Origin of the sequence: Cryobacterium zhongshanensis, assembly GCF_022760445.1 — a bacterium.
GTDB lineage: Bacteria > Actinomycetota > Actinomycetes > Actinomycetales > Microbacteriaceae > Cryobacterium > Cryobacterium algoricola.
The window spans coordinates 14,475-35,057 of sequence record NZ_JALGAR010000009.1; the positions used below are offsets into that span (position 1 = coordinate 14,475).

Below are 20,583 nucleotides of genomic sequence, written 5' to 3' on the forward strand. Positions count from 1 at the left end.
TGAGGAGCAGGTGGCCACCAGGGTGTGCGCAGAATCGGAACTTGAGCTCGGTGAAGCGATTAAAGTGATCGTCGACGGCGTCGCAGTAGCCCTGGTGAAAGACAGCGCGGGCAACTGCTTCGCGCTCGGCGACATGTGCTCGCATGCCGACATCTCGCTCTCCGAGGGCTTCGTCGAGGGCGACGACCTGGAGTGCTGGGCCCACGGCGGCCGCTTCGAGCTGTCGACCGGACGGGCACGCACGCTGCCTGCCTCTGAACCGGTTCCGGTCTACCCCCTCACCATCGTCGACGGCGACGTCTACGTGGATGTCACAACCCTGGTCGACGTCGCCGCCTACGTCGCCTGACACGTGCGAATGGAGAGGGAAGCGCCAGCCCGTATCCCGTGTCCTCTTAGACCGAAGGGGTGCTGACGGGCAGGTGCACCATGCAGAGGGTGGGCTGCACGAAAGGCTCCAGTCGAATGCTCGCTGCGTCATGACCGAAGGTGCGCACGAGACCCTGCATGAGGCCGAGGTGTACCGAACAGACCACATCGGGGTTGGCCCGCGCCTCGGCACGGAACGGACAGGCGGTCAGGGCGATCGCTGCCTCGGTGGTGCGCAGTTCGGGCTCGAAGCCAATCTCGGTGAACACTCGCAGCAGCGATGGTACGACGTCGGTGGTGGGAACGCTGGCCACCGGACCGTCGGATTCCACTGCATTCGCTCCTGCCGCGTACTGCGCTGACCAGCGCTCTCCGGCGCGAACTGCGCGGGCGCGGCCGCCATCGTCGTCTTCGCCGATCACAGCGGCGAGGTTCTGGGCGAGCTGTTGCAGGGCCGAATCCACCGGCAGCGGGGCCGCTACCGCACTGAACAGCACACGGGGTCGGCCGCGCTGGCCGATCCGGGCCACCTGGTGCTCGATGAGCCCGGCGGCTTCGAGCTGGTCCAAGTGAAAACGCGCGGTGGTGATGTGCAGGCCGAGGGCGTCGGCGACGGGGCCCACACCCAGCGGTACGGCGGATTCACTGATCAGGGCCAGCGCGCGACGTCGCGGCTCGCTGGCCAGAGCGGCATGCCGAGCGTCGTTCTGAGTGGTGGCGACCATGCATTCAGAGTATCAGAATGCGGTTAAACCGTCGCGGACACAGGTCATCCGCCGATGTAGGACATCTCGATCCTCTTGCCACCTGGTGAGCGGACCGCACCGGTCTGGGCGCTGCGCAGCTGGGAGGCGCGGTCGGTTCGCTGACGCCAGACGGCGCCCATAGCCGCGGAGAGCTCCTCGTCGCTACTGCCGTTGCGAAGCAGCTCGCGCAGGTCGTGGCCCTCGCTGGCGAAGAGGCAGGTGAAGAGCTTGCCGTCAGTGGAGACCCGGGCCCGTGAACACGTGTGGCAGAACGACTGGGTGACGCTGGAGATCAGGCCGATCTCACCCTCGCCGTCCTGGTAGCGCCAGCGCCGGCTGGTCTCGCCGGTGTAATTGGGGGCCACTTCTTCCAGCGGCAGTTCGGCGTGGATGCGATCGCGCACCTCGCTGGACGGCAGCACGGCACCCATGTCCCAGCCGTTGCTCGTGCCCACGTCCATGAACTCGATGAAGCGCAGAATGTAAGGTGTGCCTTTGAAATGCCGGGCCATGTTGACGATGTCCTGGTCGTTCTGGCCGCGCTTCACCACCATATTGATCTTGATCGGGCCCAAGCCCACCGCGTGCGCGGCATCGAGGCCCGCCAGGATGCGGGCGACCGGGAAATTGACATCGTTCATGGCTCGGAATGTGGCGTCGTCAAGGGAGTCAAGGGATACCGTCACCCGCTTGAGGCCGGCGTCCTTGAGCGCCTGAGCCTTCAATGACAGACCGGAGCCGTTGGTGGTGAGGGCGATGTCGACGGGCCGGCCGGCGGGAGTGCGGAGCGCCGCGAGCATCTCAATGAGGTCCTCGAGGCCCTTGCGCAGCAGCGGTTCGCCGCCGGTGAGCCGAATCTTTTCCACCCCGTGCGCCACCGAAATTCGAGCCAGCCGGGTCATCTCTTCAAAACTGAGCATCTCGTCTCGCGGCATGAACGCGAAGTCCTTGCCGAAGACCTCCTTGGGCATGCAGTACACGCAGCGGAAGTTGCACCGGTCGGTGACAGACAGCCGGAGGTCGTGCAGCGGTCGATTGAGGGTGTCCACGAGGCGGGTATCCGGCGTCGGGGCAAGCGCGACCGGCACTGCAGCGGCCAGGGGCTCGATGGGGTGCACGGGGATCAGTGCGCCGGACATACACCGACCCTAACCCCGCACGGTCGCGATCCATCGCACCGATGCCGCCCGCCGAAGCCTGGCCAACGCCGTATCCGTAGTCGTTGACCCCGTCGGGCGTGCCCCGAGCGCTCCACGAGCGCCCCGTCCTGTGACAAATCCGGCGGCGCGATCATGGCCTTCGCGGGCGGTGCCGGCGTGGTGGTGGGCACCATCCTCACGGAGCAGACGGACATCGTCGCCGGCGCCTCAGACGCCGGCGAGCCAGAGGTCCGGACCGAAGATCTCGTAGTGGATGTGATTGGCCGGGACCCCTGCCGCCAGCGCCTGTGAGCGCAGGCTGCGCATGAACGGGAGCGGCCCGCACAAGTAGACCGAGGCGTTGTCGGGAATGGTCACATTCTCGAGGGACATGAATCCCTCGTGGTGTCCCGCGCTCGGGATCTCCAGCCAGAGTTCCAGTTCGGCGGTCTCGAGCAGGGCGATGTCCTCGCTCATCTGGTCGCGCAGCGCCCAGCGTTCCAGGTTGCTTTCGGCGTGCAGGACGAGCACTTCGCGCTTCGAGGCACCGTCCACCAGCGAGCGCAGGATGGACGCGCTTGGCGTGCAGCCGATACCGGCCGAGGCCAGGACGAGCGGGCCGTCGCCCTGGTCGAGGGTGATGTCCCCGCAGGGCACGGAGAGGATCAGCGTGTCGCCGACCTGCACGTCGCGGTGCAGAGCTGGGGACACCTCGCCGTTCGCATCCAGCTTGGTGGTGAAGACGCGGGTCGTGGCCGTGCCGGCTGACAAGGAGTATTGCCGCACCTGATGGATGCCGTCGGGCATCCGCACGGTGACGCTCACGTACTGGCCGGGCAATGCGGGCGACACCGGGGTGTCATCGGCCGGTTCGAGGGTGAACGTGACGGCGTCGGTACCGGCCGTTTCCTTCTTCACGACGGCCCAGGGCGCGAGGGGCTTGTCGCTTGCGAGGCCGGAGTAGAGCCCGCTCTCCATCTTGATCAGGGCGTGCGCCATGAGCCAGTAGACCTCGGTCCAGGCGCCCGCGATCTCCGCTGTGATGACGTCGCTGAGCTCGTCGGCGATGGCTTCGAAAAGGTATTTGTAGACGACGTCGTACTGCTCGGGCCGGATGTCGAGGGAGACGTGCTTGTGCGCGATGCGGGAGAGCATGGCCTCGGGAGTGGTCTCGGGATTCTGAACCAGGTGCGTCGCGAACACGGCGATGCTGCCCGCGAGTGCCTGCTGCTGGGAGCCGTTCTTCTGATTCGAGCGGCTGAACAGGCCGTCGAAGAGCTCGGGGTGGGCGGTGAGCATGCGGCCGTAGAAGTTCCTGGCGATTTCGGGCATCCGCTCCCCTACGAGGGGCAACGTCGCTTCGATCAGGGGCAGAGACTGGGCAGAGAGCATGTTGACTCCAAACATTTTAGGTATTTAAATCAAAACTATCATTTTTATTTCTGACTTTTGGATTTTGCGAAGTGAACCTGAACCGATCCCTGCGATTCGGCCTGATCACGCTGGATTCATTTTTCACGGCGTTCCGCGATTGTCGCCGTCGGTCGCCGAGGTCAGGGTGGTAATTGCGCGGGCGCTTCCGCCCGAAACCACCTAGTCCGAGGAAGCACATGTCAGGCTCTTCCACACTCCTCCCGTCGAAACTCAAACCCGATCTCTCCAACTGGGATCCGGAGAACGAAGAAACCTGGGATTCCAAGCTCGCCTGGCGCACTCTGTGGATCACGACCTACACGCTCACCCTGAGCTTCGCCGCCTGGTATCTCGTCAGCGCCATCGCACCGCGGCTCAATGACATCGGTTACACCCTGACCCCTGGTCAGCTGTATTGGCTCGTTGCCGTGCCCGGGCTTGCCGGCGGACTCCTGCGCCTCGTCTTCATGTTTCTGCCCCCGATTATGGGCACCCGCGCGCTCGTCGCGATGTCCTCTGCCCTGCTCGTGCTCCCGATGCTCGGCTGGACGCTCGCGGCCCGCGACACTTCAACTCCGTATTGGGTACTCCTCGCCCTCGCTTTCGCGGCAGGGATCGGCGGTGGAACCTTCTCCGGCTTCATGGCCTCAACGAGCTATTTCTTCCCGAAGCGTCTGGCCGGCACCGCGCTCGGCCTGCAGGCGGGGATCGGAAACTTCGGCATCGGGCTGATCCAGCTTCTGCTGCCCTGGGTTGTCGGCTTCGGCCTGCTCGGTACTGCGGCGCTGACTCCGCAGAGTAGCGCGAAGGGCCAGCTGGTCTGGCTGCACAACGGTGGACTCGTCCTGATCCCGTGGGCGCTTCTTGGAGTTGTGATGGCGATTGTCTTCCTGCGCCGGGTGCCCGTGACGGCCAACTTCCGCCAGCAGATGGACATCTTCCGTATCAAGCACACCTGGCTCATGACGGCGATCTACCTCATGAGCTTCGGGCTGTACAGTGGCCTCGCTGCCCAGATGGGTTTGATCATTCTGAACGTCTATGGCCACTTCCCGCACGCGCCGAACCCGCTTGCCTTCGCCTTCATCGGCCCGCTCGTCGGCGCCGCCGTCCGCGCGGCGTGCGGCCCCCTCTGTGACAAATGGGGTGGCGCGATCTTCACTCTCATTGGCGCCGTCGGCATGGTCGCCGGCACTGTCTTCACGTCATTCTTCCTGGCACCCACAAGCGTTGACCAGTTCTGGGGCTTTCTCAGCGGGATGATCGCGATCTTCTTCTTTGCTGGCTTCGCGAATGCGGGCACGTTCAAGCAGATGCCGATGATCTTCCCGAAGCGTCAGGCCGGCGGCGCCATCGCCTGGACGTCGGCGATCGCAGCTTTCGGTCCATTCATCGTGGGTATCGCCCTGACCCTGGTGAGCCCGACCTCGTTCTTCGTCGGCTGTGCGGTCTTCTGCGTTTTCTGCACCTGGCTGACGTGGCATTTCTACGCACGACCGGGCGCTCCCTTCCCCGGCTAATTTCAGCAGGTTGATGCGAGCGAGCTGAGCCTCGGGATGCAGGCCGGCCTCGCCGAGCCCAATGAGCCGCGCGAGGCTGGCCTGCTAACGTCGAAGTATGGCGATCACCCGCTTCACCGCAGGCTCCGCTGGGCCCTGGCAGATCGATCGCGTTCTCGCTGTCACCGGTCCCACGCTTGCCCCGGCAGAACGCCTTCAGGTGTCGGCGCTACCTCCGACCGCCGACTCAGAATCCGTGTGGATACTCAGCGGCGCTACGAGCTACAAACGCTACACGGAGCGCGCCGAGCAAGCAGCTCTCGATGCTGTCCAGCCTGCCCTCGGCCGACCAGACGCCCGGTGCGCCGCGCTCATCCCGATCACGAAGTCCTCCCGCTGGTGGGATCTCCCCCAGGATGAACGGAGGGCGGTATTCGAGGAGACGAGCCACCACATCGCGATCGGGCTCGAATACCTGCCTGCGATCGCTCGGCAGCTCTACCACAGCCGTGATCTGGACGAACCCTTCGACTTCCTAACCTGGTTCGAGTATGCGCCCGGTGACGCAACGGCGTTCGAGGAACTCCTGGCACGGCTGCGCACAAGTCGCGAATGGGACTACGTCGAACGTGAGGTCGACATTCGCCTCAGCCGTTAATGCAACTCCCAGGGTGCTGTGATGGCGGTTGATGGGCGGACTGTTTCCCATGCCGCGTGCGCGCCTTCGGGTTTCAGGGTGCGGTTGAAGCGCTGGACTCTCCGTCCGTTCAAGACGAGGGCAACCCCGCCAGACGCAGAACAGCAGCCAGACCAGCTGGAGTCCCCGGCCAGTGCTTCGCGATGGAATCGCCGCCCGCGCGCCGGGTCGCGAATCGGAGAGCGATCGCCACGACCAACGCGTCGTCGGCATATCCCAACACCGGGATGAAATCCGGTATGAGGTCGATGGGCGAGATCAGATACACCAACAAAACGCCCAACCAGATCCGGGCCCCGATCGGCACTGAACTGTCTGAGGCGAGCCGCTTCAGCAAACGCACAACGTCCGGGGCGAGACGAAGAAGATCCATAAGCGTCGCATGCCCCGAGTGTTTGCGTTGCTCGAGCCACAGCAGAAGGACAAGCACCAGCCAGACCAGGACCAGCCCACCGGCCACGCCGACAACAACCTGCCACCATTCCGACACGACTACGACTCCTCGGGGACTGCGCAGGGGCTTCGATCGGTGGAAGTCCTCATGACACGATCGTCCCAGAGGACGACCTCAACAACGGCGGAGGTGAGCCCCGGTCAGATCGACCGCGCCAGGTGGGTTCGACGTGCGTTGGCATGGCCAATCCGTCTCTGACGCGGCATGAGATTCAGCGGTGGGCGGCATCCTTGTCCCGAGCGGATGTCGGCAGCACGCTCTTCTCCCACCCGCGTCGGGCCTTACGCGCCCCGGATCCCCGATGCGTGTCCCGCGAGCGGTAGACGATGTACGGTCGTACGAAATAGCCGATCGGCGCCGAGAAGACGTGCACGAGTCTGGTGAAGGGCCACAGCAGGAACAACAGTGTCGCGCTGAGCACATGCAGCTGGAAGAAGAAGGGCACGTTGGACATCAGAGCGGGGTCGGGCTGGGCTGAGAGCAGGCCGCGCACCCAGGGCGAAATCGTGCCCCGGTAGTCATATCCGGCACCGAGCACCTGGAAGAGAACCGTCGCGGTCGTCCCAAACAGCAGGGTCGCCCCCAGGAGTGCGTACATGACCTTGTCCATCACCGTGGTCGCGAGCAGCACCCGGGTGTTGAGCCTGCGCCGATAGATCAGGATGGCGAGCCCTGCGAGCGTGAGAACGGCCGCGATACTGCCGAGCCAGGTGGCACCCACGTGATAGATCTCATTGGAGACACCGACGAACTCGAGCCATTCCTTGGGCACGAGCAGGCCGACCACGTGGCCGCCCAGCACCATGAGGATGCCGTAGTGGAACATCGGCGATCCCCAGCGCAGTAGCCGGTTTTCGTAGACCTGGCTCGAGCGGGAGGTCCAGCCGAACTGGTCGTGCCGATAGCGGAAAATGTGGCCGACTACGAAGACGGCCATGGCCGCGTAGGGGAACGCCACCCACAATAGAAAGTCGATCGGGTTCATACCCTGAGTTCCTCACTCGCAATGCCGGACGGCGAAAATGGTTTGAGGTTGCCGAGGAAGGTCATACCGACCGTTTCGGTCGGCGGGCCCTCGTTGACGAGGTTGAGATATCGCTCCCGAGTTTCCTCATCGATGGCAGGAAGCGAGAGCGACACGGCCTCGACGACGTGCGCGTAGGGGCTCTCGATGGTTTCGAGTGCCGTGCGGAGCACTTCGATACCGTCCCGATGAGCCGCGAGCAACTCTTGCGCGATGGGCGAATCGCTCAGCGCCGAGAATTCGAGGACCATGGGCAGGTAGTCGGGCAGTTCGTCCGCCGCAACCTCCCAGCCTGCGGCATGATACGCCTCGATAAAACGCACGAGGGCCATGCCGCGACGGCGCGTATCGCCGGCCGCGTAGTACGAGAGATACGGGCAGCATTTGCGTTTGAGATCGAAGGTCGCCGTGAAATGCACCTCAAGCTCCTGCTGGCCCATCTCCCCCGCGGCGGTCAAGAACTCCTCGAACGCGGTCCGAAGCGGATGCGGAAGCAGTGTGACAGACTCCGCGACCGCAGCGAAGCGCGCACGACGCGTAGGGGTCGGATAGTCGAGCAGGATCGACGCGGCCATGTGTGCGATGGCCCCGTCCTCGGCACTGAGCGGGATTGCCGTGACTTTACGGGGCGGAAGCTTCGGGAGCCTCATGCGGGGCTCCCGGCGTCCGCTACGGGCGGGAACAAGCCGTCCGGTCGGCCACCGCCGTTCCAGTTCAGGAGGTTGATCCGGCCAGGCGTTGTCGGTTTGGTTTTCTCTCCGCCTTTGCCGATCATCTCGTTGTAGTTGTCGACGGTAGCGTTGAACGGCATCCCCGGAGTCTTGCCATAGGGTCCCGCGGTCGAGGTCGGACCGCCCATGCCTGGTCCCCCGTCCGTGTCAAGCGAACATGCCAGCTCTTCGAGCTCGCGGGCGGTCTCCACGTGCGCCTTGGGAATGACGTAGCGATCCTCGTACTTGGCGATCGCGAGGAGCCGGTACATCGCTTCGATCTCGGTGCCGGTCATGCCGACGGCCGCGGGGATCGACTCGTCGCGGTCTTTGCCGAGGTTGATGTCGCGCATGTACGAACGCATCGCGGCGAGCTTACGCAGCGATGACTCCACCGGGACGACATCGCCGGCCGAGAACAGTCCGGCGAGGTATTCGACGGGAATTCGCAGCTTGTCGATGGCCGCGAACAGGGTACGGGCGTCCTCGCCGTCGTTGTTCGTCGTCGAGATGACATCGACGACCGGAGACAGCGGCGGGATGTACCAGACCATCGGCATCGTGCGGTATTCGGGGTGCAGCGGCAGCGCCACCTTGTACTCGGAGATGAGCTTGTAGATCGGGCTGTTCTGGGCGGCGAGGATCCAGTCGTCCTCCATACCTTCCGCCTTCGCCGCGGCGATGACCTCGGGGTCGAACGGGTCGAGGAATACCCCGCGCTGGGCCTCGAGCAGGTCCTGGTCGTTCTCGATCGCGGCGGCGGCGAGCACGGCGTCGGCGTCGTAGAGCATCAGCCCCAGGTAACGCAGCCGGCCGACGCAAGTCTCCGAGCAGATGGTCGGCTTGCCCTGTTCGATCAGCGGATAGCAGAGCGTGCACTTCTCCGCCTTGCCGGTCTTGTGGTTGAAGTAGACCTTCTTGTACGGGCAGGCCGAGACGCACATCCGCCAGCCGCGGCAGGCATCCTCGTCGACGAGGACGATACCGTCCTCCTCGCGCTTGTACATCGCCCCGGAGGGGCACGCCGCGACGCAGGCCGGGTTCAGGCAGTGCTCGCAGATTCTCGGGAGGTAGAACATGAAGGTGTTTTCGAATTCCATCTTCACGTGCTCACTCATCGTCGCGAGGATGGGGTCGTCAGCTGCGGTCTCCTGGGAGCCGCCGAGGTTGTCATCCCAGTTACCGGACCACTTGATGTCCATGTTCTTACCGGTCAGGAGGGACTTGGGCCGGGCGACGGGGCTCTCCGTGCTGAGCGGTGCCTTCGTGAGCATGTCGTAGTCGTAGGTCCACGGCTCGTAATAGTCGTCGATGACGGGCAGGTCGGGGTTGTTGAAGATCGTGGCGAGTCGCTTGAGGCGTCCGCCGGAGCGCAGTTTCAGGCGTCCGCGCTTGTTACGCACCCAGCCGCCGTTCCACTTCTCCTGATCCTCATAGCGCTTCGGGTAGCCGAGGCCGGGCCGGGTCTCGACGTTGTTGAACCAGACGTATTCAACGCCGGTGCGGTTGGTCCAGACCTGCTTGCAGGTGACGGAGCAGGTGTGGCAGCCGATGCACTTGTCGAGATTCATGATCATCGACATTTGGGCCATTACGCGCATTTAGTACTCAACCTCCTGGCTGCGTCGACGGATCACGGTGACCTCATCGCGTTGGTTCCCGGTCGGGCCGAGGTAGTTGAAGGCGAACGACAGTTGGGCATAGCCGCCGATCAGGTGACTCGGCTTGAGCAGGATTCGGGTCAGCGAGTTGTTTGTCCCGCCGCGCATACCGCTCGTTTCAGCGATCGGCACGTTGATCGTGCGGTCCTTCGCGTGATACATGTACACGGTGCCTTCCGGCATCCGGTGCGACACGATCGCCCGCGCGACGACGACGCCGTTGCGGTTGTACGACTCGATCCACTCGTTGTCGCGAACGCCGATCTTGTCGGCGTCCTGCGGGGACATCCAGATGGTCGGCCCACCACGGGACAACGAGAGCATCATTAGATTGTCCTGGTATTCGGAGTGGATCGACCACTTCGAGTGCGGCGTCAGGTAGCGCACGGCGACCTCCGCCCGACCCTTCGACCCGGTAGAACCGGTCGCCGCCGTCGAGCCGACGATCGAGTCGTCGAAGAGACGGTGCATGTCGAGAGGCGGCCGGAAGATCGGCAACTGCTCCCCCAGCTCGATCATCCAGTCGTGGTCCAGGTAGAAGTGTTGCCGCCCGGTGAGTGTGTGCCACGGCTTCAGCCGCTCGACGTTGATCGTGAAGGCACTGTAGCGACGGCCGCCGTGCTCACTGCCCGACCACTCCGGGGACGTGAGCACGGGGACTGGTGCACCCTGGACATCCGAGTAGGTGAATCGGCGGCCCTCATTGTCGCTCGCGAGGTCGGCGAGCTTCATACCCGTGCGCTCCTCCAACTGACGGAAACCCTGGGTACCCAGGCGCCCGTTCGTGGTGCCGGAGAGTGCGAGCACCATCTCGCAGGCATGGCTCGCGGTCGTCAGGCGCGGGCGGCCGGCGGCCGGGCCGCTCTCGACCAAGCCGTTCTTCTTGCCGAGATAGTCGACCTCGACATCGGGGTTGAACTTGACGCCCTTGGTCACCATGCCGAGCTTCGCCGTGAGCGGGCCGAGAGCACCGAGCATGTCGGCGAATGCCGGATAGTCGCGCTCGACGACGACGAGCTTGGGCATCGTGATCCCGGGCACCAGTGGCTGGCCGTATTGCACGGTTCCGTGCGGGGTCGCCATCGCGTCGGGGGTGTCGTGACTGAGGGGAACTGCTACGAGGTCTTGTCGCACACCGAGATGCTCGACCGAGAATTCGGAAATCTTCTTCGCCAAAATGTGGAAGATGTCGAAGTCGGTCTTCGCCTGCCACGGCGGGGCGATCGCGGGGTTGAACGAGTGAATGAACGGATGCATGTCCGTCGTCGACAGGTCATTCTTCTCGTACCAGGTGGCCGGCGGCAGCACCACATCGCTGAAGATAGTCGTCGAGGTCATCCGGAAGTCGCTCGTGACGAGCAGGTCCAGCTTGCCCTCTGGCGCGGATTCGTGCCATTTCATCGTCTTCGGGCGCTTTTCGGACGGGGACTCCGGCGCGCGCACGGCACTCGTGGTGCCGAGCAGGTGCTTCAGAAAGTATTCATTGCCCTTGCCGGAAGAGCCGAGTACGTTCGCCCGCCAGACCACCATCACGCGCGGGAAGTTCTCTGGGGCGTCCGGGTCCTCGACGGAGTAGGCGAGGCTGCCGTCCTCCAGCGACTCGACGACGTACTGGGCCGGGTCGACCCCGGCCGCGACTGCGTCGTCGACAAGGTCGAGCGAGTTGCGGTTGAACGTCGGGTAGCTGGGCATCCAGCCGCGCTTTGCCGACTCCACGAGGCAGTCCGCCGTCGTGCGGTCCGCGAACGTGCCGACCCCGAGCGGGCTCGAGAGCGTATCGGCGGAGAGGCCGTCGTAACGCCATTGGTCGGTGGCGAGGTAGAAGAACCCGGTGCCAATCATCTGGCGGGGAGGACGCACCCAGTCCAGTCCGAACGCGTACTGGCCGTAGCCCGTGAGGGGGCGTACCTTCTCCTGCCCGACGTAGTGAGCCCAGCCGCCGCCGTTGACGCCCTGGCAGCCGGTCATCGTCGTGAGCGCGAGGAAGGCGCGGTAGATGGTGTCCGAGTGGAACCAGTGGTTCGTGCCTGCCCCCATCAGGATCATTGAGCGGCCGCCCGATTCCTCGGCGTTCTGCGCGAACTCACGCCCGATGCGTTCTGCGGCCTGCATCGGTACGGAGGTGATGCCTTCCTGCCACGCGGGGGTGCCTGGCGACGTTTCATCGTCGTAGCCGGTTGGCCAGACGCCGGGGAGCCCGTCCCTGCCGACGCCGTACTGGGCGAGGAGAAGGTCGAAGACGGTTGTCACGAGTTCTCCGGCGACGCTCCGCACGGGCACACCGCGGCGGATGATGCCTGCGCCACCGGCCTGCTGTTCGCCGGCCTCGTCTGTCGTGGGCGAAATGTCGAAGCGGGGCATGTCGACGGCAGCGGATGCACCGTCGTAGTCGGGCGCGTCCATGATCGAGAGCAGGGGGTCGACGCCCTCGAGATCGAGGTTCCATTTGCCGACATCTGTTTCGGAGAAGCGGTGCCCGATGGATCCGTTCGGGATGACGGTGCGGCCGTCCTGGTCGAGCAGGATCGGCTTGAATGCCGCGCTCGCGACCGTTGGCTCGGTGTCGGGGAGGGCATCCGCCGTCATGAACTTGCCGGGCACCCAGGCGTCGCCGCGTTTCGTGAGCGTGATCAGGTAGGCGGAGTCGCTGTAGCGCTTCATGTAGTCGACGAAACGCGGGGTGCGCCGGTCGACGAGGAACTCCTTGAGAATGACGTGGCCCATTGCGATCGCGAGGGCGCCGTCGGTGCCGGGGTGCACGGCGAGCCATTCGTCGGCGAACTTGGAGTTGTCGGCGTAGTCGGGCGAGACCGTGATGACCTTCTGGCCGCGGTACCGGGCCTCGACCATGAAGTGCGCGTCAGGGGTGCGGGTGACCGGCACGTTCGAGCCCCACATGATCAGGTACGACGAATTCCACCAGTCGGCGGATTCCGGGACGTCCGTCTGGTCGCCGAAAACCTGCGGGCTGGCGACGGGGAGGTCGGCGTACCAGTCGTAGAAGGACAGCATCGTGCCGCCAAGCATGGAGATGAAACGGTTGCCGACGCCCTGCGAGACGATCGACATTGCCGGGATCGGCGAGAAACCGGCGATTCGGTCCGGCCCGTAGGTCTTGATGGTGTGCACGTGTGCGGCGGCGACGATCTCCGCGGCCTCGTCCCAGCTAGCGCGCACGAGGCCGCCCTTGCCGCGAGCGCTCTTGTACGCCTTGGCAGACTCGGGGTTACCCGTGACGTCGGCCCACGCGAGTACGGGGTCGCCGAGGCGTGCCTTCGCCTCACGGTAGAGGTTGAGCAGCACGCCGCGAACGTAGGGGTACCGCACCCGGGTCGGCGAGTAGGTGTACCAGCTGAATGCTGCGCCGCGCGGGCAGCCGCGGGGTTCGTACTCCGGCGAGTCCGGGCCGACGGAGGGGTAGTCGGTCTGTTGGGTCTCCCAGGTGATGATGCCGTCCTTGACGTACACCTTCCACGAGCAGGAGCCGGTGCAGTTCACGCCGTGGGTGGACCGCACCTCTTTGTCGTGGGTCCAGCGGTCGCGATAGAAGCTGTCGGCGTCTCGGCCGCCTTCGAGGAACAGGGACCGCAGATCCGGCGAGGTCTCCCCTCGGCGCAGGAACCGACCGAGGTTGAGGATGCTGTCCGCAATCGGACTGTCGATACCCGGCTTCGTGCCCGGCTTGCCCACACTCCGCTTGGAAAAGCTCGAGTCCTTGAGAGTTTTCACGACGTACCCCTTGCACTCCCGGGCATCACCGCAATCAGCAACAGCCTCGCTACCGAGTCTCACGGCCACCCGAACGGGCTACAAGCGGAAAACACCGTGAAAAATAACCGCCTGTGCGCGGGAGGTCACGTCATCGATTTCAACCGCGACGTCGACGCTCTGCCGGGGCCCGTCGTCTCCCTCGATTTCCTCACACTCTGCACCCTGATGTGACCAGTTCAAGTCCAGCGTGCAGGTGTTCGGCTCGGTGAGCGGATGCACCGCATCGGCCGTGAGCGGACCGCCGGCCTGTTGCAGGATGCCTTGGACCAGACCGAGGTGCACCCGGCATACCTCAGGGTGGTCCTTGACCATCTCGCTGTACGGACACTCGTGCAGAGTGAGGTGACGTCCGTCCGCATCAATCCGTGCCTCGAAACCGGTCTGGTCGAGGTGGTCGTCGAGGGCGTCCAACTGACGCTGGAGCGGTGAGTCGATCGCGGCGGTGAGTGGCAGCATCCGCCGCACCTGGTCGCCCCGGCGTTCGGCGGCCTCGACCTTCGCAACCCGGATGGAACCCTCCCGGTGATCGATACCTGCGGCCGCGCTGTAGAGCATCTTCGGGCGTCCCTTGACGTCGCGCTCCTCGGGCTCACTCGTAACGAAACCATCGCTGATCAGGCGTTGCAAATGTTCCCGCGTGGTGTTGTGGTGCAACCCTGTCGCGTCTGCGAGATCGCCGACCGTCATCGTTCCGCGCTGCTGGAGGAAGTACAGCAGCTTGATCCTGCTGAACGACGCAAGCGTCCGGTAGCTCGACGGCGGGCGGGAAGACATGGGTCTACTCTCCACTCTTTATTCGGAAACCGATATCCCTACCCGCGTTTGGTGGGTAGACCACATGTGCAACGCAGACGCCCGGCCGCACGAACGGTTCGAGACGGATGCCGATGGCCGGTGCGTGCATCCGGTCCAGGACACCCTGCATCAGGCCCCGATGCACCGAGCACACGATGGCGCTGTTCTCTTTCGCGACGTCCAGGAACGGACACCGTTGCAAGTCGATCGCGGTGCGATCCTCCGAGACAGCGGGGGCGAATCCGACGACGTCGAGGATCTCGACCAACCGGTCGATCGCTCCAGCAGGATCGATCGGACCGGGAGCGCGCTCGTCGCTGGGCACGAACTCTTCCGACCAGCGCCGCCCGGCGTCGCCGGCCCGTTCGCTGCCAGCGCGCGCGTCGGGGGCGCCTGCGGCGAGGCTGTCCGCAAGAAGGCCAGCGAGGAGCCTGTAGGAGCCCTCGGAGGCAGCGGATTCTGTCGTCGGAGCGGCCCCGGGCCCGGAAGGGTCGCTCGCGGGCGGAACCGAGGCATAGAGCAGCCGGGGACGGCCAGGTCGGGTCCGCGCCTCGACGGCCTCGGTCACGAGGCCGACCTCGAGGAGCCGGTCGAGGTGGGAGCGAACGGTGTTCGGGTGCAGGCCGACCGCCGCCGCGAGCGCGGGAATGTCGAGGGGCGTCCGGTTGGTGCGCAGCACCTCGAGGACAGCTACGCGGCTCACGCCGGAGAGGGCGCGGTGAGTACGGGCGTCGAGGTCGGGGGCAGGCACACCCCTAGTTTTCCCTATAAGTGTGGTAAAAACAACTGAGGTGCGCATTCGAGCTGTACCGGACCAGGATCACGTGACTGACACCGCAACGCGCGCCGTTCGGCACCTGCACCACGATGCCGGCGAGCGTCCCTTCATCGTGATCTGGGAGGTGACGCGGGCCTGCCAGCTCGTCTGCACGCATTGCCGTGCGGACGCCATTCGCACCCGCAATCCCTTCGAGCTGACCACCGACCAGGGCAAAAAGCTCCTGGACGATCTCGCGTCGTTCGGCACGCCGCGCTAGCTCGTCGTCCTCACCGGCGGCGACCCCTTCGAACGCCCCGACCTCCCGGAACTCGTCGCCCATGGCACGAGCATCGGCCTCAGCATGGCCCTCTCGCCCTCCGTCACCCCACGCCTCACCCGGGAGGTCCTTGTCGAGCTGCACGACGCCGGGGCGAAGGCGGTGTCGCTCTCCCTCGACGGGGCATCCGCGGCGACCCATGATGCCTTCCGCGGTGTCGACGGGGTCTTCGACGACACGATGGTCGCTGCACGGATGGTGCGCGACGTCGGCTACCGGCTGCAGATCAACACGACAGTGACGCGCGACACGGTCCACGAGCTGCCCGCCATTCTGAAGACGGTCCTCGAGCTCGGCACGACGCTCTGGAGCGTCTTCTTCCTCGTCCCGACCGGGCGCGGCAAGCTTCTCAACGCGCTCACCTCCACCGAGGCCGAAGAGGTGCTGCATTGGCTGCACGATGTCTCCGAACTCGTCGCGATCAAGACCACGGAGGCGCCGCACTACCGCCGGATTGCGATCCAGCGCGCCGGTGTCGCCGATCTCGATGCGGCGTTCCCCGTCGGCCCGCTGCGCGCCCGGTTGCGGCGCGACACCGCGGAACTGCTGACCGGGGCCGAGCCCAGGCGCCGCGCACCCCGCGCCCCGATCGATGTCAACTCCGGACGTGGCTTCGCCTTCGTCGACCACGTCGGCGCGGTCTACCCGAGCGGGTTCCTGCCCGTTTCGGTCGGTTCGGTGCGCAAGCAGCCGTTCCCCGAGATCTACCGGGAGGCGCGGCTACTCCAGGAGCTGCGCGCCCCGGATTCCTTCGGCGGGCGGTGCGGCGCGTGCGAGTTCCGCACGGTCTGCGGCGGCTCCCGCTCGCACGCGTACGCAGTCACCGGCGATCCTCTCGCCGAGGATCCGAGCTGCGCGTACCAGCCGGTCGCCCCCGTCCCGGTCCCCTAACCCATTCGACGGTCTCCCTCGGCGCCAAGCTCTTCGTGGATCGTGCACGCCAGCTGCGGCCTGGCTGGTGGGATTTTCAAGACTCTGTCTTCCCGGCGTCTTCAGGCCGGCTTCATGGCGTGACGGCAAAGACCCCGCGGGCACCCTTCTCCGCGTCCGACATCACGTGGCTGACGAACGGGTAGTGTCCGGCCTCGGGGAAGGCGAGTTCGACGAAGCCGCCCTGCGCCGCGGCGAGGTCGAGCACCTGCGCCCCGCCCGTCCCGGTGCTGCCGCCGTCGCGGAGCAGATAGTCACCCTCCTTGAAGACTGAGTCGAACTGCCCGCCCACCACGTGGAAGGAACTGCCGACGTTGGGTCCGGCGTCCAGGACCCAGATGCGCACCGTCTCCCCCGCGCGCGCGGTGAGGGGTCGGTCCGCATACTGGTTGGCGTACCCGTTGAAGGCCAGCAGGTCGGGCAGCTGGGTCGCCACCCGCGCCGCGTCGACCTCCCCGCCCTCCGGCCCGAGGTAGAACTCGGACTGGACCAGAACGTACTCCGCGGAAACGGGCGCGAGCCCTGGCGGGTCGATGATCACCGCCCCGAACATGCCGTTCGCGATATGGGCGGACATCGGCATCGTCGAGCAGTGATAGAGCCAGATCCCCGATCGAGTTGCGGTGAAGCGGTAGGTCAGGCTCTCCCCCGGCATGATCGTGCGCATTGGTTTGTCGGGGGCGAGGGCGCCGGCATGGAAGTCGATCGAATGGTCGATGGTTCCGCCATTGACGAAGGTGATCTCGAAGATATCGCCGACGTGACCGTGCAGGGTCGGCCCCGGCGCGGTCCCGTTGTATGTCCACAGGGTCTGCCGGACTCCCGGCGACACTTCCGTCTCGACGTTCTGAACGGTGAGCGTGAGCTTGTGCACGGTGTCGGCGGATGCCGGTGCGAGCCGGGCATCTCGGGCGGCGAAGTCCGTCGCGGGTTGCTTCATCAGGTCCACGTCCTGTGCGGCGGACGGCGTACCACTCGCACCGGCATCTGCGCCCGTTCCCATGTCCATCCCGCCCATGCCTGTCGCGCTCGCGCCTGTCGCACTCGAGCTTGTTCCGCCCGCGCCACCGGTTACCGTGACGGAGAAGACCATCCCGAGCTGCTTGTGGCCGGCGATCGAGCACCAGCCGGCGATCGCTGCACCGACGACGCCTGCCTCAATGACGGTCGTCGTCCCCGGGTTGACCGAACCGGAGGTGATACCGGTGTCGAGGACCAGGTTGTGCACCCGGTCGTCGGCATTGGTCAGGTTGATGACGAGGGTGTCTCCGACGGGCACCGAGACGGAGTCGGGACTGAAGCGCATCCCCGCCATGGTCACATCGACCGTCGTGGTGTGCCCGGTCGCGGGGACGGAAACGACAGAGAGGCCGCCGGTCACGCCGAGCGCCACCGGGTCCATCGCTACGCCGAGGGTCACAGCGAGCAGAAGGGCACCGGCCGCGACGACGACGGACCCGGTGCGCCGCGGACGCGGCGACGGTACGGCAGGCTGTGCTGCGGGCGGCACGGCGGGACGGGATCCGGGAACCGGGGCGGCGGCATCCGCCGCTCTGCGCACCACCCGGTTGGTCTTCAGCGCCCGAGTCATCAGTACCAGGAAGGACGACAGGGCGGCCACGACGAGGAGCGAAAGGGCGACCTTCACCAGGCTCGGGACCGGCAGGAGGTACAGCACGAGGCCGCCGTTCACGACGATGACGCGGAAAAGTCCACCGCGCTCAAGCTCTCGGCTCGTGGCCTTGACGACCCGCGGGCCACCACCGAGTACGACCGGCAGCAGATAGGTCAGCGCGCCGAGCAGGATCTGCGCGGCGAAGCCGACCAGGAAGGCCGGAACGAGCTGTTCGAGCCCGTTGGCAGCGGCGGTCCAGGTGGGGGCGACGGTGACGGTGACGGCGAATCCGAGGGTGCAGAGGCCGAACCAGGCCAAGGCGCTACCGATGCTCCACCCGGCGAAGGTCACTGCGGGTGCTGAACGACCCTGGCGGACGACGTCGGCGAACACCAGGCACAGCCCGGCGAGATAGCCGAGCACGCCGAGACCGGCAATGACGCGTTCCCCGAGCAGGCAGCCGAGGCCGAGCACGGTGAGGCCCACGAGGAAGAGAGGTAGGGTCCAGCGCGCTGCCGCGCGGGTGCCGTCGGTGACCCGCACGTGCAGAATGGTCGGCCAGAGCAGGGCGACTGTCCCGATCACGGTAAGCCCGGCCCAGCCGAGCAGGTTGAGTCCGATGTGGGCGATGAAGAGGCGCGCGTATGTGTCCTCCGAGTCGTCCATGCGCGCCATCAGGATTCCGAGGGTGACCCCGATCGCCAGGGCGGCGCCGGCCGCGACGTAGTAGCGGACGAGCGGTGCAAACCGGGAGGGCAGCGCGCCGCGGGACTGCACGGCGAGGATGGCCGCGTGCGCGAGCGCGTTCGCGCCGACGAGGATGCCGCCGACGAGGACGACCAGCCACCAGCCACCGATCATGCCGGTGATCACGACGATGGCTCCTGTAGTGTGGGCCGCGAGGCGCCAGCCGAGGAACGCGCGACCGCCGGGCGCGGGGTGCCGGAGGAGGGTGTCGGCGAAGTGCTGGCTCCAGATCAGGACCGCGCTGCTGACCGCGCCGAGGAGCAGCAGGTGCACCATGAGCCAGGGCGCGACCGGAATGAACCGATGCACGATGACCACGACGACGGTGAGGAAAAGCCACGCCGGCACCAGGATTCCGGTGATGATGTGCCACAGCCGGCGGGTCATCGGCGCGTTCCCAGCGAGATCGTTGCCCGGCCGCGCGGAGAGGCGGTGCTCGACTCACGCCTGACGGGTTTCGGCGGCGCGCCCACAAACACGGAGACGACGGAGACCCCCGCGAAGAGCAGCACCGCGACGATATTCGCGAAGCCGCCCCACTGCACCAGAACATCTAACCCTCTGGCATCGCCGCCGACGACACGCACAACTAGTGAAGCGTGCAGTAGGACAACCGGCCCATACATCAAGGGACGATAGGGCAGCGGCCGGCGCAGCACGGCAGGCAGGATTGTCGGCGCATGCGCCATGATCATGGAGATCACGAAGCCGAGGAAGACGGAGTGCACCACGGCGTCATAGGCAGGGCCGACGTATCCGGGTCCCCACAGGATCCAGACCAGGCCGACGACACCCATCCAGCCATACCCGGCGAGCAGGCACACGGCCATGTAACGCGGCAGTCCCTTCGACCTGACAAGCCGCGTGGCCACGTCGTATCGCACGAGCCACGAGACGAGACCGAGCAGCGCGAAGCCAAGCACCGGATATCCAAGGACAGGCCACAAGAGTGCCAGCACGCCGCCAGAGGCCAGGACCAGGGCTACCGCGAGCAGCCACCGCTCGGCCCGCTCATCGACGGTTGGTGAGATCCGGGCGAGTTCCAGACGTTCCCCTGCGATCGTCAGGACAAGGAAAAGTGTCATCGCCGGGATGAGTTGAGGCACCGGGACACCTCCCCACCACAGAATTGTCGCGGCGAGGCCGAGCAACGCCCCGAGGGCCTGAACGGCGCTGGAGGTCGAGGGCTGTCGCGCCCAGATAGCCCGATAGATCGCGAGCAGCACGATCGATCCGGCCATGAGGGCGAGCTGGCCGACAAAGAGCGGAATCGGAGAGACAAGCGCAATTCCGCCGGCGCCGAGGAGACCGGGAGACAGGAATGCCCAATTCCGACGGATGGCAACAGCGCGTTCGAGAACAACGACCGTTCCGACAAAGCCATAGACCATGAGCGGGCCATGCACGTCGGCGAGGCGGGCTGCGATCACCGGTGCCGGCAGGCCAAGCAGAATGAGTGCCCCATCGAGTCCCGCGAGCAGGGCGAAGCCACCGAGGAGAAGAAGTACGATGCGGCAGCCGCTTCGCCGGCTTGGCCGCGTTGGCAGGTAGTGGGATTTGGGCGACATCGTGGCACTCCTCGAGCGTGGCCGCTCATCAATTAATCCGATTGGGTCGATCCCGCCTGGTGCAATGTCGAGACCGCAAGTGCGATTCAGTGAGGTCCTCCGACCAGTCACCCCGCTGCGGACGCTCCAACGTTGCCAGGAACGGCAGTGAGTCGTGGGTAGCAATCAGATCAAGGCAGAATCCGGGCTGGATCGCTCCGGAGGCGCCAAAGAGGGTTGATGGCGGACGGCGGACGGGATGACATGGCTGTCAACACGATGCCCTCACTGTCGACGTGGTTGCAGCTACACGCGTGCGCTGGACCCGCCGCCTAGGCGGGATCGACGAGGGCGGCCTGGCTCCTGGGC

The 20,583-nt window shown here is 65.7% G+C and carries 16 protein-coding genes and 1 pseudogene; 5 read left to right on the forward strand and 12 right to left on the reverse strand.

Annotated features, from left to right (window positions below; all coding sequences use genetic code 11):
- Positions 1-22 precede the first annotated feature (22 nt).
- Complete coding sequence (locus tag MQH31_RS19655; protein ID WP_243013462.1) at positions 23-349, forward strand: non-heme iron oxygenase ferredoxin subunit; 327 nt, start codon at positions 23-25, stop codon at positions 347-349.
- 46 nt (positions 350-395) lie between these two features.
- Here the strand turns inward: MQH31_RS19655 and MQH31_RS19660 are convergent, their stop codons facing one another.
- From MQH31_RS19660 to MQH31_RS19670, 3 genes are all read right to left on the reverse strand, one after another.
- Positions 396-1,094, reverse strand: a complete 699-nt coding sequence (locus tag MQH31_RS19660) for a helix-turn-helix transcriptional regulator (protein ID WP_243013463.1) — start codon at positions 1,092-1,094, stop codon at positions 396-398.
- 44 nt (positions 1,095-1,138) lie between these two features.
- Positions 1,139-2,254, reverse strand: coding sequence for a GTP 3',8-cyclase MoaA (gene moaA, locus MQH31_RS19665; protein ID WP_243013464.1), 1,116 nt, complete (start codon positions 2,252-2,254; stop codon positions 1,139-1,141).
- 228 nt (positions 2,255-2,482) lie between these two features.
- Positions 2,483-3,646, reverse strand: coding sequence for a globin domain-containing protein (locus tag MQH31_RS19670; RefSeq protein WP_243013465.1), 1,164 nt, complete (start codon positions 3,644-3,646; stop codon positions 2,483-2,485).
- 218 nt (positions 3,647-3,864) lie between these two features.
- Here MQH31_RS19670 and MQH31_RS19675 point away from each other — a divergent pair, with 218 nt between their 5' ends.
- Both MQH31_RS19675 and MQH31_RS19680 read left to right on the forward strand, forming a co-directional pair.
- The gene (locus MQH31_RS19675; RefSeq protein ID WP_243013466.1) at positions 3,865-5,187 is read left to right on the forward strand and encodes an MFS transporter; all 1,323 of its coding nucleotides are present in this window, start codon (positions 3,865-3,867) and stop codon (positions 5,185-5,187) included.
- A 97-nt stretch (positions 5,188-5,284) separates the two neighbouring features.
- Positions 5,285-5,824: a chlorite dismutase family protein gene (locus MQH31_RS19680; RefSeq protein WP_243013467.1), complete on the forward strand. Its 540-nt coding sequence runs from the start codon at positions 5,285-5,287 to the stop codon at positions 5,822-5,824.
- A gap of 109 nt (positions 5,825-5,933) precedes the next feature.
- On the opposite strand, the gene MQH31_RS19685 is transcribed toward MQH31_RS19680, so the two are convergent.
- The 7 genes from MQH31_RS19685 to MQH31_RS19715 all read right to left on the reverse strand — a co-directional run bounded on the left by MQH31_RS19685 (position 5,934) and on the right by MQH31_RS19715 (position 15,029).
- A complete protein-coding gene (locus tag MQH31_RS19685) occupies positions 5,934-6,353 on the reverse strand; it encodes a YkvA family protein (RefSeq protein WP_243013468.1) in 420 nt (139 codons plus the stop codon).
- Between the two features lie 175 nt (positions 6,354-6,528).
- Positions 6,529-7,302, reverse strand: a complete 774-nt coding sequence (gene narI, locus MQH31_RS19690) for a respiratory nitrate reductase subunit gamma (RefSeq protein ID WP_243013469.1) — start codon at positions 7,300-7,302, stop codon at positions 6,529-6,531.
- On the reverse strand, positions 7,299-7,916 hold the full coding sequence (gene narJ / locus MQH31_RS19695; protein ID WP_243013470.1) for a nitrate reductase molybdenum cofactor assembly chaperone: 618 nt from the start codon (positions 7,914-7,916) through the stop codon (positions 7,299-7,301). The genes narI and narJ overlap by 4 nt, the downstream gene beginning before the upstream one ends.
- Positions 7,917-7,987: 71 nt before the next feature.
- Entirely contained in the window at positions 7,988-9,652 is a 1,665-nt protein-coding gene (narH, locus tag MQH31_RS19700) for a nitrate reductase subunit beta (protein ID WP_243013471.1), read from the reverse strand.
- Entirely contained in the window at positions 9,653-13,402 is a 3,750-nt protein-coding gene (locus MQH31_RS19705) for a nitrate reductase subunit alpha (RefSeq protein ID WP_243013515.1), read from the reverse strand. It abuts the gene before it with no gap.
- A gap of 117 nt (positions 13,403-13,519) precedes the next feature.
- Positions 13,520-14,257: a helix-turn-helix transcriptional regulator gene (locus MQH31_RS19710; RefSeq protein WP_243013472.1), complete on the reverse strand. Its 738-nt coding sequence runs from the start codon at positions 14,255-14,257 to the stop codon at positions 13,520-13,522.
- A gap of 4 nt (positions 14,258-14,261) precedes the next feature.
- Positions 14,262-15,029: a helix-turn-helix transcriptional regulator gene (locus MQH31_RS19715; protein ID WP_243013473.1), complete on the reverse strand. Its 768-nt coding sequence runs from the start codon at positions 15,027-15,029 to the stop codon at positions 14,262-14,264.
- Positions 15,030-15,102: 73 nt separating this feature from the next.
- Here MQH31_RS19715 and MQH31_RS20930 point away from each other — a divergent pair, with 73 nt between their 5' ends.
- Both MQH31_RS20930 and MQH31_RS19720 read left to right on the forward strand, forming a co-directional pair.
- Positions 15,103-15,315: a hypothetical protein gene (locus MQH31_RS20930; RefSeq protein ID WP_308196491.1), complete on the forward strand. Its 213-nt coding sequence runs from the start codon at positions 15,103-15,105 to the stop codon at positions 15,313-15,315.
- Positions 15,316-15,327: 12 nt separating this feature from the next.
- Positions 15,328-16,266: pseudogene (locus MQH31_RS19720) on the forward strand (TIGR04053 family radical SAM/SPASM domain-containing protein); the annotation flags it as partial.
- Between the two features lie 112 nt (positions 16,267-16,378).
- Here MQH31_RS19720 and MQH31_RS19725 read toward each other — a convergent pair.
- Both MQH31_RS19725 and MQH31_RS19730 read right to left on the reverse strand, forming a co-directional pair.
- On the reverse strand, positions 16,379-19,054 hold the full coding sequence (locus tag MQH31_RS19725; RefSeq protein WP_243013474.1) for a multicopper oxidase domain-containing protein: 2,676 nt from the start codon (positions 19,052-19,054) through the stop codon (positions 16,379-16,381).
- Positions 19,051-20,235: a DUF8744 domain-containing protein gene (locus MQH31_RS19730; protein WP_243013475.1), complete on the reverse strand. Its 1,185-nt coding sequence runs from the start codon at positions 20,233-20,235 to the stop codon at positions 19,051-19,053. The genes MQH31_RS19725 and MQH31_RS19730 overlap by 4 nt, the downstream gene beginning before the upstream one ends.
- Between the last annotated feature and the right edge of the window lie 348 nt (positions 20,236-20,583).

Excerpts from the sequence above, each read along its gene's own strand:
- MQH31_RS19660 (WP_243013463.1), bottom strand. The coding sequence starts at position 1,094 with ATGGTCGCCACCACTCAGAACGACGCTCGGCATGCCGCTCTGGCCAGC.
- moaA (WP_243013464.1), bottom strand. The coding sequence starts at position 2,254 with ATGTCCGGCGCACTGATCCCCGTGCACCCCATCGAGCCCCTGGCCGCT.
- MQH31_RS19670 (WP_243013465.1), bottom strand. The coding sequence starts at position 3,646 with ATGCTCTCTGCCCAGTCTCTGCCCCTGATCGAAGCGACGTTGCCCCTC.
- MQH31_RS19675 (WP_243013466.1), top strand. The coding sequence starts at position 3,865 with ATGTCAGGCTCTTCCACACTCCTCCCGTCGAAACTCAAACCCGATCTC.
- MQH31_RS19680 (WP_243013467.1), top strand. The coding sequence starts at position 5,285 with ATGGCGATCACCCGCTTCACCGCAGGCTCCGCTGGGCCCTGGCAGATC.
- narI (WP_243013469.1), bottom strand. The coding sequence starts at position 7,302 with ATGAACCCGATCGACTTTCTATTGTGGGTGGCGTTCCCCTACGCGGCC.
- narJ (WP_243013470.1), bottom strand. The coding sequence starts at position 7,916 with ATGGCCGCGTCGATCCTGCTCGACTATCCGACCCCTACGCGTCGTGCG.
- narH (WP_243013471.1), bottom strand. The coding sequence starts at position 9,652 with ATGCGCGTAATGGCCCAAATGTCGATGATCATGAATCTCGACAAGTGC.
- MQH31_RS19710 (WP_243013472.1), bottom strand. The coding sequence starts at position 14,257 with ATGTCTTCCCGCCCGCCGTCGAGCTACCGGACGCTTGCGTCGTTCAGC.
- MQH31_RS19725 (WP_243013474.1), bottom strand. The coding sequence starts at position 19,054 with ATGACCCGCCGGCTGTGGCACATCATCACCGGAATCCTGGTGCCGGCG.
- MQH31_RS19730 (WP_243013475.1), bottom strand. The coding sequence starts at position 20,235 with ATGTCGCCCAAATCCCACTACCTGCCAACGCGGCCAAGCCGGCGAAGC.